Origin of the sequence: Luteimonas sp. MC1828, from assembly GCF_016461615.1 — a bacterium.
Taxonomy (GTDB): Bacteria; Pseudomonadota; Gammaproteobacteria; order Xanthomonadales; family Xanthomonadaceae; genus Luteimonas.
In genome coordinates, this window is record NZ_JAEMNY010000001.1 from 1 (window position 1) to 14,182 (window position 14,182).

Here is a 14,182-nt window from a genome sequence, read left to right on the forward strand (position 1 = left end):
GACGCGGTGTCGATCCTCAACGAGGCGATCGAGATCCTGAAGCGTTACCCGCAGCTGAAGGTCGAAGTGGCTGGCCACACCGACTCGAAGGGCACCGACGCGTACAACCAGTCGCTGTCGGAGCGTCGTGCCACCACGGTCTATGACTACCTGACCAGCAACGGCATCGACTCCGGCCGCCTGGTGGGCCCGAACGGTTACGGCGAGAGCCGTCCGATCGCGCCGAACACCAACGACGACGGTTCGGACAACCCGGAAGGCCGCGCGCGCAACCGCCGCACGGAGCTGAACGTCCAGAACTGAGGACGTCGGCACAAGTAGTCCCGCGAAGCCCGGCCCAGTGCCGGGCTTCGCGCTTTCAGGGGCTGCTACACTTCGCGGCGCAGCAGGAGAAACCCCACATGAAGCGTGCAGCAATGTTGTTGATGGCCGGCCTCGCCGCCCCGGGCATGGCCCACGCGGCGATCGATTGCGCCAACCTTCCGGCCGCGAACGCGTCGGTGCAGCGCGTCACCGTGCTCGCGCCCCTGGCGCAGGAACTGGTCGCGCCCTCGTACCTCCTCGGTGGCAACAGCGGCGTGCTGTCGTACGCCTACGACGAGTCGCAGACCGTCGACGAAGTGCTGCTCCGCCAGCGCATCGAGGGCTGCCGCAACGTGGCCATCGCGGTGCCGGCCCCCAGCGTCGCCAACCCCGACGATCCGGGCGCCTACAAGCCGAAGACAGAGTTCGACAACACGCCGTGGCGGTTCGACATGAACCAGAACGGCAAGCGCATGACCGCCGACGAGTTCGATGCCTGGATGAAGTCGCGCGGCGTGCGCGTTGCGCGCGGCAGCGGACCCGCGCCGGTGGCGGCGACTGCCCCGGCACTTCCGGGCGCTGCGCCAGCGGCCGCGGACGGATCGCCGGCCCCCGCGGCCCCGCCGGCGTCGGATCCGCCTCCGGCCGAAGCGGCCAAAGGCGAAGCCACCCCCGGCTGATCGCATCGCCTGGCGCAGCAGGCCGGTTGCCCGCGCTGCGCCATCAGGCAACGCGCTTCGATGAAGTCGCGTTGCCCGAAAGCCCCGCTCAGCTCGCCAGCACGCCGAGCTCGCGGCCGATGCGCGTGAAGGCGTCGATCGCGCGGTCGAGGTGAGCGCGCGTGTGCGCCGCGGAAATCTGCGTGCGGATCCGCGCCTGGTCCTTCGGCACCACCGGGAAGAAGAAGCCGATCGCGTAGATGCCTTCCTCCAGCAGCCGCTCGGCGAAACGCTGCGCGAGCTTCGCGTCGTAGAGCATGACCGGGCTGATCGGATGCGTGCCCGGGCGCACGTCGAAGCCTGCGGCGGTCATTTTTTCGCGGAAGTAGCGCGTGTTTTCGACCAGGCGCTCACGCAGGTCGGCGGCGGCGGCCAGCATGTCGAACGCCTTGATGCCGGCCGCGACCACATGCGGCGGCAGCGAGTTCGAGAACAGGTAGGGACGCGAGCGCTGGCGCAGCATTTCCACGACCTCGGCCTTCGCGGTGGTGAACCCGCCCAGCGCGCCGCCCATCGCCTTGCCCAGCGTGCCGGTGATGATGTCGATCCGGTCCAGCACGCCCTTGACCTCGGCGGACCCGCGGCCGGTGGCACCCAGGAAGCCGGTGGCGTGGCATTCGTCGATGTGCACCAGCGCGCCGTACTTCGCTGCCAGTGCAGTGATCTCGTCGAGCGGGGCGATGTAGCCGTCCATCGAGAACACGCCGTCGGTGGTGATCATGATCGTGCGCGCGCCATCGGCGCGGGCCTGCTGCAGCTGCGTCTCCAGGTCCGCCATGTCGCAGTTGGCGTAGCGGTAGCGCTTGGCCTTGCACAGGCGCACGCCGTCGATGATCGAGGCATGGTTGAGCGCGTCGGAAATGATCGCGTCCTCTTCGCCCAGCAGCGGCTCGAACAGTCCGCCGTTGGCGTCGAAGCAGGCGGCGTAGAGGATCGTGTCCTCCTTGCCGAAGAAGCGGGCGATCGTTGCTTCCAGCTGCTTGTGCAGGTCCTGGGTGCCGCAGATGAAGCGCACCGACGCCATGCCGAAGCCGTGCGTGTCGAGCGCGTCCTTGGCCGCGGCGATGATGTCCGGATGGTCGGCCAGGCCCAGGTAGTTGTTGGCGCAGAAGTTCAGCACCGTGCGCCCGTCGGCGAGCGTGATCTCGGCCGCCTGCGGGCTGGTGATCGTGCGCTCGGACTTGAACAGCCCCTGGCTGCGGATGGCGTCGAGTTCGTCGGCGTAGCGCGTGGTGAGGCTGGTGTCGGACATGGGGCGGCTCCTGGCATGCAAGGCAGCCGTCATTCTATCCGGCGGTCAGTTCCAGCTCAGGACCACCTTGCCCGACTTGCCGCTTTCCATCAGGTCGAAGCCCTTCTGGAACTCGTCGACCGGCAACTGGTGGCTCAGCACCTTGTGCAGCGGGAACCCCGACAGCACCAGCTGCGTCATCTTGTACCAGGTCTCGTACATCTTCCGGCCGTAGATGCCCTGCACGGTAAGACCCTTGAAGATGATGCGGTCCCAGTCGATGCCGGCGCCCTGCGGCAGGATGCCGAGCAGGGCGACCTTGCCGCCGTGGTACATGCAGTCGAGCATGTCGTTGAACGCGCGCGGGTTGCCGCTCATCTCCAGGCCCACGTCGAAGCCTTCGAGGTGCAGGTCGGCCATGACTTCCTTGAGCGACTGCTGCGCCACGTTCACCACGCGCGTGGCGCCCATGTCGGCGGCGAGCTTCAGGCGGTAGTCGTTGACGTCGGTGACCACCACGTTGCGCGCGCCGATGTGCTTGCAGATGCCGGCTGCCATCACCCCGATCGGGCCGGCGCCGGTGATCAGCACGTCTTCGCCGACCACGTCGAACTCGAGCGCGCAGTGCGCGGCGTTGCCGTAGGGGTCGAAGAACGCGGCCAGCTCGCTGGGGATCTGGTCGGGGATGGGCCACAGGTTGGTGGCCGGCATGACGATGTACTCGGCGAAGGCACCGTCGCGGGTCACGCCGATGCCGACCGTGTTCGGGCACAGGTGCTGCTTGCCGGCGCGGCAGTTGCGGCAGTGGCCGCAGACGATGTGGCCTTCGGCCGAGACCCGCTGGCCCAGTGTGTAGCCGTTCACGCCCGGACCGATCTGCACGATGCGGCCGACGAACTCGTGGCCGATCACCAGTCCCGGCTTGACGGTGCGCTGGCTCCACTCGTCCCACAGGTAGATGTGCAGGTCGGTGCCGCAGATCGCGGTCTTCTCGAGCTTGATCAGCACCTCGTTCGGCCCCGGCGCGGGCACGGGCACTTCATCCATCCAGATGCCCTTGCCGGCTTCGCGCTTGACCAGCGCCTTCATGGTGGAGGGGATGACGGCGGGTGCGGTCTGCGACATGTCGGGCCTGCGGCGTGCGATCGAAAGCGCGATTGTAGCGCCGGCCCATGCAGCGACGCGTGTGCCGGATTTGCCTCGGCCGGTGCCAGCGCCTAAGGTCGCGGGCTTTATGCCTGCCCCGAGGAATGCCCGTGATCCTGCGCCTGCTGCCCGTCGCACTCGCCGCCGCCCTGTTTCCCGCCGCCGTGCTCGCCGATGAAGGCATGTGGATGCCGTCGCAGCTGCCCGCGGTGGCGGCGCAGATGGAGGCCGCCGGTTTCCAGGGCGATCCGAAGGATCTCGCCGACCTCGGCAGGCATCCGATGAGCGCGGTGGTGTCGCTGGGCGGCTGCACCGCGAGCTTCGTGTCGCCGCGCGGGCTGGTGGTCACCAACCACCACTGTGCGCACGGCGCCATCCAGCTGAATTCGACGCCGGAGAACAACCTGATCGTCAACGGCTTCAATGCCGCGACGCCTGCCGACGAGGTGTCCGCCGGCCCGGGCGCCCGGGTGCTGGTCACCGACCGCTTCGAGCCGGTCACGGAGCGGATCCTGGGTGCCGCCAGCGGCCTGCGTGGCCGTGCGTACTACGACGCGATCGATGCCGCCAGCAAGGCCGTGGTGGCCGAGTGCGAAGCCGAGGCCGGCTACCGCTGCAGCGTGGCCAACATGTACAGCGGCAGCGAGTTCCACCTGGTGCGCCAGCTGGAGCTGAAGGACATCCGCCTGGCGTACGCGCCGCCGGACGCGATCGGCAGCTACGGCGACGAGATCGACAATTTCATGTGGCCGCGCCACAGCGGCGATTTCGCCTTCTACCGCGCCTACGTCGGGCCGGACGGCAAGCCGGCGCCGTTCGCCGCGGACAACGTGCCGTACACGCCCGCTGCCTGGCTGGAGGTGTCCACCGATCCGATCGCCGAGGGCGATTTCGCGATGCTCGCCGGCTATCCGGGGCGGACGTTCCGACACCGCACCGCCGCCGAGTTCGCCGACCAGGTGGAATGGCAGCTTCCTTCGCGGGTCGCGCTCAACGCGGCCCTGCTGGAGACCATCGAACGCGCCAGCGGGGGCAGCGCCGAGGCCACCGTGCGCTACGCCGCGCACGTTGCCGGCATCAAGAACACGCTCAAGCGCGCGCAGGGTGAGCTGGACGGCCTGCAGCGCAGCGACGCGGTCGCGGTGCGGCGCGCAGAGGAGGCGGCCGTACTCGGCTGGCTGTCGCAGCAGCCCGACGCCGCAGCCAGCCGCGCCGACATCGACGCCGCCATGCAGGTCATCGCGCAGGCGCGCGCCACCCGCGAGCGCGACCAGCTGTTCGGCATGCTGCGCGGCCAGACCCAGTTGCTGAAGTCGGCGCTGCAGCTGCAGCGCCTGGCGCTGGAGCGCGGCAAGCCCGACCCCGAGCGCGAGAGCGGCTACCAGCAGCGTGACGAAGCACTGGTCGAGGCGGCCCTGAAGCAGGCGCAGCGCCGCTACGACCCGGCGGTGGAGCGGGCCATCCTGGCCACCCTGCTGGCGCGCTATCACGCGCTGCCGGCTGACCAGCGCATCGTCGAGGTGGATACGGTGTTCGGTGGCAACGATGCCGCCGCGGCGAAGGCGCTCGACGCGCTGTACACAGGCACCACGCTCGGTGACGAAGCCGTGCGCCTGCAGCTGCTGGCGGCGCCGCCGGCCGAGGTGCAGGCCTCGACTGATGCGCTGATGCAGGCCGCGGCCACGCTGCTCACCGCCGAGCTGCGCCTGGAAGACGAAGCCAAGGCGCGCGAAGGCGAGCTGCTGCGCCTGCGTCCGGCGTACATGCATGCGTTGGCCGGGCACGCCGCAGCGCAGGGCAGGGCGCTGTACCCGGACGCCAACTCCACGCTGCGCGTGAGCTACGGGCAGGTCAGCGCGCTGGCGCCGCGTGACGCGGTGCACTACACGCCGCTCACGACCGTGGACGGCATCGTCGAAAAGCACACCGGCGTCGCGCCGTTCGACGCGCCCGCGCCGCTGCTCGCCGCCATCGCGCGGCGCGATTTCGGCGCCACGGTCGATCCGGTGCTGGGCAAGCAGACCGTCAACTTCCTGACCAACCTCGACACCACCGGCGGCAACTCGGGTTCGCCGGTGATGGACGCCAGGGGCCGCCTGATCGGCCTGAACTTCGACAGCAACTGGGAGGCGGTGAGCGCCAGCTGGATGTTCGATCCGCGCTACAAGCGCGCGATCCACGTCGATGCGCGCTACATGCGCTGGCTGATGGCGCGCGTCTACCCGGCGCCGCAGCTCCTGCGCGAGATGGGGCTTCCGCTCGACCAGGCGAACTGAGACGGCTGGCCGGGCGGCAACCGTCTCTGGCGCGGTCAACCGGGCCAACCGGCAGGGTCCAGGCTGCGGCGGGGGAGGCTAAACTCCTCCCTTCACTGGCTATCCGGGATCCATCCATGCGCAAGACCTTCCTCGCGGCCGCCGCCGCAGCCGCCACGGCCGCAGTCGCCTTCCCCGTGCATTCGGGCGAGGGCATGTGGGTGCCGCAGCAACTGCCGGAGATCGCCGGACCGCTGAAGAAGGCCGGGCTGAAGCTCAATGCCAACCAGCTCGCCGACCTGACCGGTGACCCGCTGGGCGCGGTGGTCTCGCTGGGCGGCTGCACCGCGAGCTTCGTTTCCCCGCAGGGCCTGGTCGCCACCAACCACCACTGCGCCTACGGCGCGATCCAGCTCAACTCGACGCCCGAGAACAACCTGATGCGCGACGGCTTCTACGCCGCGGCCCTCGGTGACGAGCTGAGCGCGGGCCCGACCTCGCGCATCTACGCCCTGGAGGCCATCGAGGACGTCACCGAACGCGTCCAGGCCGCGGTCGCCGCCGCGCCGGACGCCATCGGCCGCACCAGGGCGCTCGATGCGATCGAAAAGTCGCTGGTCGCCGCCTGCGAGGCAGACGCCGGCTACCGCTGCCGCCTGTACAGCTTTGCCGGCGGCAACACCTACCGCCTGTTCAAGAACATCGAGATCCGCGACGTGCGCCTGGTGTATGCGCCGCAGGGCAGCATCGGCGCCTACGGCGGCGAGATCGACAACTGGATGTGGCCGCGCCACACCGGCGACTTCGCGTTCTACCGCGCCTACGTCGGCAAGGACGGCAAGCCGGCCGCCTATGCCGAGGACAACGTGCCGTTCCAGCCCAAGCGCTGGCTGAAGTTCGCGGACAAGCCGCTGGGCGCCGGCGACTTCGTGATGGTGGCCGGCTACCCCGGCCGCACCGCGCGCTACGCGCTGGCCAGCGAGTTCCAGGCCACCCAGGACTGGACGTATCCGGCCATCAGCCGCCACTACAAGGCGCTGCAGGCGCTGGTGGCCAAGGCTGGCGAGTCGGATCCGGATATCGAGGTGAAGTACGCCAGCACCATGCGCGGCTGGGAAAACGTCTACAAGAACTACGACGGCCAGCTGGCCGGTTTCGAGCGCACTGGCGCGCTGGGCACCAAGCAGGCGGCCGAGGCCGGGGTACTGGCATGGGCGGCCGCACAGGGCGAGGCCGGCAAGCCGGCCATCGACGCGCACGCGCGCCTGGTCGAGCTCGAGGCGGCAAGCAACGCAACGCGCGAGCGCGACCTGGTGTTCGGCCAGTTCAACGGCACCGGCCTGCTGTCGGCGGCCATCCGCAGCTACCGCCTGGCGATCGAGCGCGAGAAGCCCGACGCCGAGCGCGAGCAGGGCTACCAGGAGCGTGACCTGCCGACGCTGGAGGGCGCCATCCGGCAGATGGATCGCCGCTACGTGACCAGCATGGATCGTGCTTTGCAGCAGTACTGGCTGGACGCGTACGTGAAGCTGCCGGCCGACCAGCGCATCGAGGCGCTGGACACCTGGCTGGGCGGCACCGACGCCAAGGCGATCACGCGCACGCTGGACCGCGTCAACCGCAGCGAGCTGACCAATGCCGATGCGCGGATGACCTGGCTCAAGGCCGATCGCAAGACCTTCGAGCGCAGCAAGGATCCCGCGATCCGCTACGCGGTGGCGGTCATGCCCACGCTGCTCGCGCTCGAGGCCGAGCGCAAGACGCAGGCCGGCGACGCCCTGCAGGCGCGCCCGGTGTTCCTGCAGGCGATTGCCGACTACAAGGCCAGCAAGGGCGAGTTCGTCTACCCCGACGCCAACTCCTCGCTGCGCATCACCTTCGGCAACGTCAAGCCGTACACCAAGCTCGACGGCACGCCGCAGCAGCCCTTCACGAAGCTCGAAGAGGTGGCCGCCAAGGCCACCGGCGAAGAGCCCTTCGACGCACCGCCCGCGCTGCTCGAGGCGATCGCGGAGAAGCGCTACGGCGGCCTGGCCGACCGCCGCCTGAAGACGGTCCCGGTGAATTTCCTCGCCGACCTCGACATCACCGGCGGCAACTCCGGTTCCCCGGTGCTTGACGCGCGCGGCCAGCTGGTGGGCCTGGCGTTCGACGGCAATTGGGAGTCGGTGGCGTCCAACTGGGTGTTCGACCCGGTGATGACGCGGATGATCTCGGTGGACCAGCGCTACATGCGATGGGTCATGCAGGAGGTCTATCCGGCGCCGCGCGTGCTGGCGGAGCTCGGCCTGACGCCCAAACCGTGAGGATCCTGCTCGCCCGCCACGGCGAAACCGCCTGGAACCGCGAAGGCCGCTACCAGGGCCAGGAAGACATTCCGCTGTCGGACGCCGGCGCGAAGCAGGCGCTGCGCCTCGGCGAGCGCCTGCACGACGTGCGCATCGCGCGCGCCGTGGCGTCGCCGTTGGGACGCGCCTACGACACCGCGCGCCTCGCCCTGGGCGACGCGCGCGCGGACATGCTGGAGGTCGACAACGGCCTGATGGAGATCGCCCACGGCAGCTGGGAAGGCAAGCTCGCCAGCGAGATCCGCGAGTCCGATCCAGAGCGCCTCGCGGCCTGGCGCGACACGCCCGACAAGGTGCTGATGCCGGGCGGCGAGTCGCTCAAGCAGGTGCTCGCCCGCGCCTGGCCGGCGCTGGCGAATGCCTGCGAGGGCCTCGGCCCGGAGGACACGCTGCTGGTGGTGTCGCACGACGCGGTGAACCGCGTCCTGTTGTGCCGCGTGCTCGGCCTGCCGCTGTTCCGGCTGTGGACGTTCCGCCAGGCGCCGGCCACGCTCAACCTGCTCGAAGGCCCCGACGTCGAGCATCTCGACGTGGTGCGCATGAACGACTGCGCGCACCACACGCTGCTGTTCGGCGAAGCGGTGCACCGCGCACTCTGAGCGCGACGCGATGACCGTCATGCGCAGCCTCGGCGACTGGCTCCGGCATATCGAGGGCCAGCACCCGCATGCCGTCGACATGGGCCTCGACCGCGTGCGCGCGGTCGCCGCACGCATGCCGCTGGCGCGCCCGGCCACGCACGTCGTCACCGTCGCGGGCAGCAACGGCAAGGGCTCGACGGTGGCGTTCATCGAGGCCATCGCGCGCGCCAGCGGCCTGCGCGTCGGCGCCTACACGTCGCCGCACCTGCTCGCCTACAACGAACGCGTGCGCATCGACGGCGCCGATGCCGGCGATGCCGCGCTGGTGCGGGCCTTCGAGGCAGTCGAGGCTGCGCGCCACGACACCACGCTGACCTATTTCGAGTACGGCACGCTGGCCGCGCTTTGGCTGTTCGAGCGCGCCGGCCTGGACCTCGCGGTGCTCGAAGTCGGGCTTGGCGGTCGGCTCGACGCGGTCAACATCGTCGATCCCGACGTCGCCGTGGTCACCACCGTCGATCTCGACCACCAGGACTGGCTGGGTGCCGACCGCGAGGCGATCGGGCGCGAAAAGGTGGGCATCGCGCGCGCCTGGAAACCGCTGGTGCTGGGCGAGGACGATCCGCCGTCGAGCGTGCTCGGCCATGCCTACGCCATCGGCGCGTCGGCGATCCGCGGCGGCAGCGACTTCCGCTTCGGCCTGCACGACGACGCCAGCCCCGGCTGGTGGTGGCGCGAACCCGGCTTCGAGCTCGCGCTGCCCATGCCCCGGCTGGCGGCGCCGACGCAACTGCGCAATGCCGCGACCGCGATCGCGGCGCTGCGCGCGCTGGACGTGGCGATTGACGACGACGCCTGGGCCCGTGGCGTGGCCGCGGCTGATATCCCGGGACGCCTGCAGCGCTTCGAGCGCGGCGGCGTCACGGTGCTGGTGGATGTCGGCCACAACCCGCAGGCGGCGCGCGCGCTGGGCGAGTGGCTGCGCACGCAGGCCGGGCAGGGCGGGCGGACGCACGCGGTTTACGGCGCGCTCGCCGACAAGGACGCCGCCGGCGTGGTGGACGCGCTGGCGTCGCAGGTCGATGCCTGGCACCTCGCCGGACTTGCCGATGCCGGCCCGCGCGGTGGCGATGCCGACGCGCTCGCCGCGCGCCTGGTCGGCACCGCGGCCGCCGCCGGCAGGCGCCATGGCGATGTCGCCGCCGCATTGTCTGTCGCAATCGCACAGGCCGCCCCCGCCGATCGCGTGCTCGCGTTCGGCTCGTTCCATGTCGCCGCCGCCGCGCTGGCATGGTTGGCCGGCACGGGTTCAGAAGCCCATGCGAGTGGCGGCGTATAATTCGCCGGCCCCCTTGCCGCCCCGAGCGCATATGGAATCCGGACTGAAACAGCGCCTGATCGGCGCCGCGGTGCTGATCGCGCTTGCGGTGATCTTCCTGCCGATGCTTGTCCAGGGCCCAGCCCCGGACAGCGGCGTGTCCGACCTGTCACTGCAGGTGCCGTCGGCGCCAGGCGGCGAGTACGAAACCCGTGACCTGCCGCTGGTGGTGCCCAATGCCACCAGCAGCGCCGGCCTCCTTGCCGATGACGGCAGCCTTGCGACGGTCGACACCGCCACTGCGCCAACGCCTGCGGACATGCCGTCCGACGACGCCGCGGACCTGTCCAGCGCGCAGCCCCTGGTCGAGGAAGACGGCGTGGTCGCGACGCCGCTGCCGCCCGATCACGCGCCTGCGGCCGCAGCACCCGTTGCCGCGGCGCCCGCATCGCCGACCGCGGCTGTTCCGCCGGCCGGGACTCCCGCTGCAGCGACGCCCAAGCCGGTGGAAGCATCCAAGCCGGTCGCCACCGCGCCCGCGCAGCGCCTGCCGGCCGCCATCGCGGGCGGTGACTACGTCGTCAGCTTCGGCGCGTACGCCACGCGTGTCGATGCCGGTGCGGTTGTCGACCGACTGCGCAAGGCCAGCCTGCCGGGTTATGTGGAGGAAACCACGGTCAACGGCCGCGACGCCTGGCGCGTGCGCATCGGTCCCTACGCCTCGCGTGCGGACGCCGAGTCCGCGCGCATCACCGCCGGCGGCATCGGGTCGCGTGCGCAGGCGCAGGTGGTGGCGCTCGACGCCCGCCCGACCGCCGCGACGCCGGCAAGGCCGGCGGCCACGACCACCGCGAGCGTGAAGCCGCCAGCCAATACGCCGTCCGCTACGGTCGCGTCGTCCGCGCCGGCCGCCGCCACGCCACCCGCCGCCGCCGGCACCGGTTTCGCCGTGCAGCTCGGCGCGTTCGGCAACGCGGCGGACGCGCAGGCGCTGCGCGACCGTCTGCGCGCGGCCGGCATCGGTGCGTTCACCGACACCGTGCAGACCGACAAGGGCGCGCTCACCCGCGTCAAGGCCGGCCCGGTGCTGACCCGCGCCGAAGCCGAACAGCTCAAGGCGCGCATCAAGTCTTCGCAGGGCATCGACGGACTCGTCCGCGCGCATCCCTGACACCGCCGGTCGACCGACCGGCTGATCCTTTCCATCGCTCCATTCCAGACCCTGGCAGGACCCCATGTGCGGCATCGTCGGCATCGTTGGCACCACTGAAGTCGCGCCCGCGCTGTACGACGGGCTGACCGTGCTCCAGCACCGCGGCCAGGACGCGGCGGGTATCGCCACCGCGGTCGGCACGCAGCTGCGCGTGCACAAGGGCAACGGCCTGGTGCGCGATGTCTTCGACGCGCGGGCCATGGCGCTGCTGGATGGCCGCGTGGGCATCGGCCACTGCCGCTATCCGACGGCGGGTTCGGAAGGCAGCGATGAGGCGCAGCCGTTCTACGTCAACTCGCCGTTCGGCATCGCGCTGGCGCACAACGGCAACCTGGTCAACACCGACGCGCTGCGCCGCGAGGTGTTCGAGACCGACCGCCGCAACGTCAACACCCAATCCGATTCCGAGGTCCTGCTCAACGTGTTCGCGCACGAGCTTGACCGCAGCCGCGCGCTGTCGCCGGAGACCGCGTTCGCCGCCGTTGAAGGCGTGATGCGCCGCGCCAAGGGCGGGTTTTCGGTGGTGGCGGTGGTGCTCGGCCTGGGCCTGGTGGCGTTCCGCGACCGCAACGGCATCCGCCCGCTGGTGCTCGGCAAGCGCGAGACGGCGGAGGGCACCGAATACTGCGTGGCCTCGGAATCCGTGGCGCTCGACATCCTCGGCTTCGAGCGCCTGCGCGACGTGGCGCCCGGCGAGGGCATCGTGATCACCGCGCGCGGCGAGCTGCACGAGCGGCAGTGCGCGGAGCCGGCCGAGCATGCGCCGTGCATCTTCGAGTACGTGTATTTCGCGCGTCCGGACTCGATGATCGAGAACATCTCGGTGCACAAGGCGCGCATGCGCATGGGCGTGACGCTGGGCGAGAAGATCCTGCGCGAGCGTCCGGACCACGATATTGACGTGGTGATCCCGATCCCCGACACCTCGCGCGATTCCGCGCTCGAGCTCGCCAACGTGCTCAACGTGAAGTACCGCGAGGGCTTCATCAAGAATCGCTACGTCGGCCGCACCTTCATCATGCCGGGGCAGGTGGAGCGGGCGAAATCCGTGCGCCGCAAGCTCAACCCGATCCCGCTGGAGTTCCGCAACCGGGTGGTGCTGCTGGTAGACGATTCCATCGTGCGCGGCACCACCTCGCGACAGATCGTGCAGATGGCGCGCGACGCCGGTGCGCGCAAGGTCTACCTGGCCTCCGCGGCCCCGCCGGTGCGCCATCCCAACATCTACGGCATCGACATGCCGTCGGTGGAGGAACTGGTGGCCAATGGCCGCAGCGAGAAGGAGATCGAGGAACTGCTGGGCTGCGACTGGCTGGTCTACCAGGACCTCGCCGACCTCGAGGTCGCGGTGGCCGGGCACAAGTTCCCCGGCAAGAAGTTCGACAGCTCCTGCTTCAGCGGCGAGTACGTGACCGGCATCGAGCCCGGCTATTTCGAGCGCCTGCGCCAGCTGCGCTCCGACGAGGCGAAGAAGAAGCGCCGCGTCGGCGCCTGAGCGTGGGCGCCTCGCTGTTCGACGCCGCGCGCGACTGCCTCGCCGCGGCGTCCCCGGAGGACAAGGTGGCCGCGACGCACGCGGCCGCCGACGCGTTCCGGTGCGGCGGGCTCGCGATCGATGCCGCCGCGCCGCCGCCGCAGCCCATCACCATGCCCGGCCGCCCGCCGCGTCCGCGACTGGTGCATCCGCGCGAGCTTCCGCGCCGCGGCTTCGGCACCGACGAAGGGCGTGCGGCGTTCATCCACGCGATCGCGCACATCGAGTTCAACGCCATCGATCTCGGCTGGGATGCGGTCTACCGCTTCCGGGGCATGCCGGCGCAGTACTACGCCGACTGGGTGATGGTGGCCGACGACGAGGCGCGGCACTTCTCGATGCTGCGCGCGCGCCTGCAGGCAATGGGCTTCGACTACGGCGATTTCGACGCGCACAACGGGCTGTGGGAGATGGCCGAGAAGACCGCGCACGACGTGCTGGCGCGCATGGCACTGGTGCCGCGGGTGCTCGAGGCGCGCGGGCTGGACGTCACGCCGGGGATGATCGTGAAGCTGCGCGCGCTGGGCGACCAGGCGACCGCCGACATCCTGGAGGTGATCCTGCGCGAGGAGATCGCGCACGTGGCCGCCGGCAGCCGCTGGTTCCGCTGGTGTTGCGAGCGCGGTGGCATCGATCCGGAGCCGCGCTTCCGTGAATTGCTGACCGAATACGCGCGCGCGGTGCTGCATGGGCCGTTCAACGTCGATGCGCGCAGTGCGGCGGGTTTCAGCGAGGACGAGCTGGCGGCGCTGGTGCAGATTTCCGGCTGAGCGCTGGAGGTCGTGCGGTCAGGCCTGCAGGCTGTCCAGGCGCATGCCATCGGCGTCCACGCGCAGCACCGATCCCTGCTCGTACCAGTCGCCGAGGACCACGCGGCTGCAGGCGCGGCCCTCGACATCAAGACCGTGCACGGCGGGGCGGTGTGTATGGCCGTGGATCAGCAGGTCCACGCCATGCCCGCGGAACGCGGCGGCGACGGCTTCGGGTGCGACGTCGGTGATGGTTTCCATGGTGCCGGCGTCGCGCAGTTCGCCCTGGCGCGCCTGGCTGGCGGCGCGCGCCTGGCGTGCGAAGGCGAGCCTCGCCGCCAGCGGCTGCGCGAGGAACTGCGCCTGCCACGCCGGGTCGCGGGTCTGGGCGCGGAACTGCTGGTAGGCGATGTCGTCGGTGCACAGGGTGTCGCCGTGCATCAGCAATGCGCGCCGGCCATGCAGGTCGATGACGGTCGGATCGTCCAGCAGAAGCATGCCGGCGCGTTGCGCGTAGGCGGCGCCGAGCAGGAAGTCGCGGTTGCCGTGCATGAAATGCACCGGGACGCCGGACGCGGCGAGCGCGGCGAGGCGCTCCGCCACGAACGCGCCGGTCTCCGACGGGTCGTCATCGCCCACCCAGGCTTCGAACAGGTCGCCGAGGATGTAGAGCGCGTCGGCGCCGCGCGCTTCGCCGTCGAGGAACGCGCCGAACAGGCGGGTGATGTCCGGGCGCGCCGGATCGAGGTGCAGGTCGGAGACGAAGAGGGTGGCCATGCGGCCGA

12 protein-coding genes are annotated in these 14,182 nt (G+C 70.5%); 9 read left to right on the forward strand and 3 right to left on the reverse strand.

Translation table 11 applies throughout. The features are described from left to right. Positions 1 to 303: OmpA family protein (locus JHB91_RS00005; protein ID WP_199470727.1), on the forward strand; the 303-nt coding region annotated here is incomplete at its 5' end. Positions 304 to 401: 98 nt separating this feature from the next. Then, positions 402 to 983: a hypothetical protein gene (locus JHB91_RS00010; RefSeq protein WP_199470728.1), complete on the forward strand. Its 582-nt coding sequence runs from the start codon at positions 402 to 404 to the stop codon at positions 981 to 983. 88 nt (positions 984 to 1,071) lie between these two features. Here the strand turns inward: JHB91_RS00010 and kbl are convergent, their stop codons facing one another. Together kbl and tdh are read right to left on the reverse strand one after the other, a co-directional pair. Further along, positions 1,072 to 2,274, reverse strand: a complete 1,203-nt coding sequence (gene kbl, locus JHB91_RS00015; protein WP_199470729.1) for a glycine C-acetyltransferase — start codon at positions 2,272 to 2,274, stop codon at positions 1,072 to 1,074. Positions 2,275 to 2,319: 45 nt separating this feature from the next. Beyond that, entirely contained in the window at positions 2,320 to 3,354 is a 1,035-nt protein-coding gene (gene tdh, locus JHB91_RS00020; RefSeq protein ID WP_199373272.1) for an L-threonine 3-dehydrogenase, read from the reverse strand. 227 nt (positions 3,355 to 3,581) lie between these two features. Between tdh and JHB91_RS00025 the strand changes: the two genes are divergently transcribed. The 7 genes from JHB91_RS00025 to JHB91_RS00055 all read left to right on the forward strand — a co-directional run bounded on the left by JHB91_RS00025 (position 3,582) and on the right by JHB91_RS00055 (position 13,418). Continuing rightward, positions 3,582 to 5,675 carry a S46 family peptidase gene (locus tag JHB91_RS00025; RefSeq protein WP_199472594.1) on the forward strand — a complete coding sequence of 698 codons (2,094 nt, stop codon included), beginning with the start codon at positions 3,582 to 3,584 and terminating at the stop codon, positions 5,673 to 5,675. A gap of 194 nt (positions 5,676 to 5,869) precedes the next feature. Next, positions 5,870 to 7,960, forward strand: coding sequence for a S46 family peptidase (locus JHB91_RS00030; protein WP_233398550.1), 2,091 nt, complete (start codon positions 5,870 to 5,872; stop codon positions 7,958 to 7,960). Then, on the forward strand, positions 7,957 to 8,601 hold the full coding sequence (locus tag JHB91_RS00035; protein WP_199470731.1) for a histidine phosphatase family protein: 645 nt from the start codon (positions 7,957 to 7,959) through the stop codon (positions 8,599 to 8,601). The genes JHB91_RS00030 and JHB91_RS00035 overlap by 4 nt, the downstream gene beginning before the upstream one ends. Positions 8,602 to 8,611: 10 nt before the next feature. Continuing rightward, the gene (gene folC, locus JHB91_RS00040; protein ID WP_199470732.1) at positions 8,612 to 9,922 is read left to right on the forward strand and encodes a bifunctional tetrahydrofolate synthase/dihydrofolate synthase; all 1,311 of its coding nucleotides are present in this window, start codon (positions 8,612 to 8,614) and stop codon (positions 9,920 to 9,922) included. A 31-nt stretch (positions 9,923 to 9,953) separates the two neighbouring features. Further along, entirely contained in the window at positions 9,954 to 11,072 is a 1,119-nt protein-coding gene (locus JHB91_RS00045; RefSeq protein ID WP_199470733.1) for an SPOR domain-containing protein, read from the forward strand. A gap of 64 nt (positions 11,073 to 11,136) precedes the next feature. Continuing rightward, the gene (gene purF, locus JHB91_RS00050; protein ID WP_199373162.1) at positions 11,137 to 12,609 is read left to right on the forward strand and encodes an amidophosphoribosyltransferase; all 1,473 of its coding nucleotides are present in this window, start codon (positions 11,137 to 11,139) and stop codon (positions 12,607 to 12,609) included. Beyond that, positions 12,606 to 13,418 carry a ferritin-like domain-containing protein gene (locus tag JHB91_RS00055; RefSeq protein ID WP_199472595.1) on the forward strand — a complete coding sequence of 271 codons (813 nt, stop codon included), beginning with the start codon at positions 12,606 to 12,608 and terminating at the stop codon, positions 13,416 to 13,418. Before purF ends, JHB91_RS00055 begins: the two co-directional genes overlap by 4 nt. Before the next feature lie 18 nt (positions 13,419 to 13,436). Here the strand turns inward: JHB91_RS00055 and lpxH are convergent, their stop codons facing one another. Next, complete coding sequence (gene lpxH / locus JHB91_RS00060; protein ID WP_199470734.1) at positions 13,437 to 14,174, reverse strand: UDP-2,3-diacylglucosamine diphosphatase; 738 nt, start codon at positions 14,172 to 14,174, stop codon at positions 13,437 to 13,439. Positions 14,175 to 14,182: the final 8 nt, after the last annotated feature.

Excerpts from the sequence above, each read along its gene's own strand:
- kbl (WP_199470729.1), bottom strand. The coding sequence starts at position 2,274 with ATGTCCGACACCAGCCTCACCACGCGCTACGCCGACGAACTCGACGCC.
- JHB91_RS00025 (WP_199472594.1), top strand. The coding sequence starts at position 3,582 with ATGTGGATGCCGTCGCAGCTGCCCGCGGTGGCGGCGCAGATGGAGGCC.
- purF (WP_199373162.1), top strand. The coding sequence starts at position 11,137 with ATGTGCGGCATCGTCGGCATCGTTGGCACCACTGAAGTCGCGCCCGCG.
- JHB91_RS00045 (WP_199470733.1), top strand. The coding sequence starts at position 9,954 with ATGGAATCCGGACTGAAACAGCGCCTGATCGGCGCCGCGGTGCTGATC.
- JHB91_RS00030 (WP_233398550.1), top strand. The coding sequence starts at position 5,870 with ATGTGGGTGCCGCAGCAACTGCCGGAGATCGCCGGACCGCTGAAGAAG.
- folC (WP_199470732.1), top strand. The coding sequence starts at position 8,612 with ATGACCGTCATGCGCAGCCTCGGCGACTGGCTCCGGCATATCGAGGGC.
- JHB91_RS00010 (WP_199470728.1), top strand. The coding sequence starts at position 402 with ATGAAGCGTGCAGCAATGTTGTTGATGGCCGGCCTCGCCGCCCCGGGC.
- lpxH (WP_199470734.1), bottom strand. The coding sequence starts at position 14,174 with ATGGCCACCCTCTTCGTCTCCGACCTGCACCTCGATCCGGCGCGCCCG.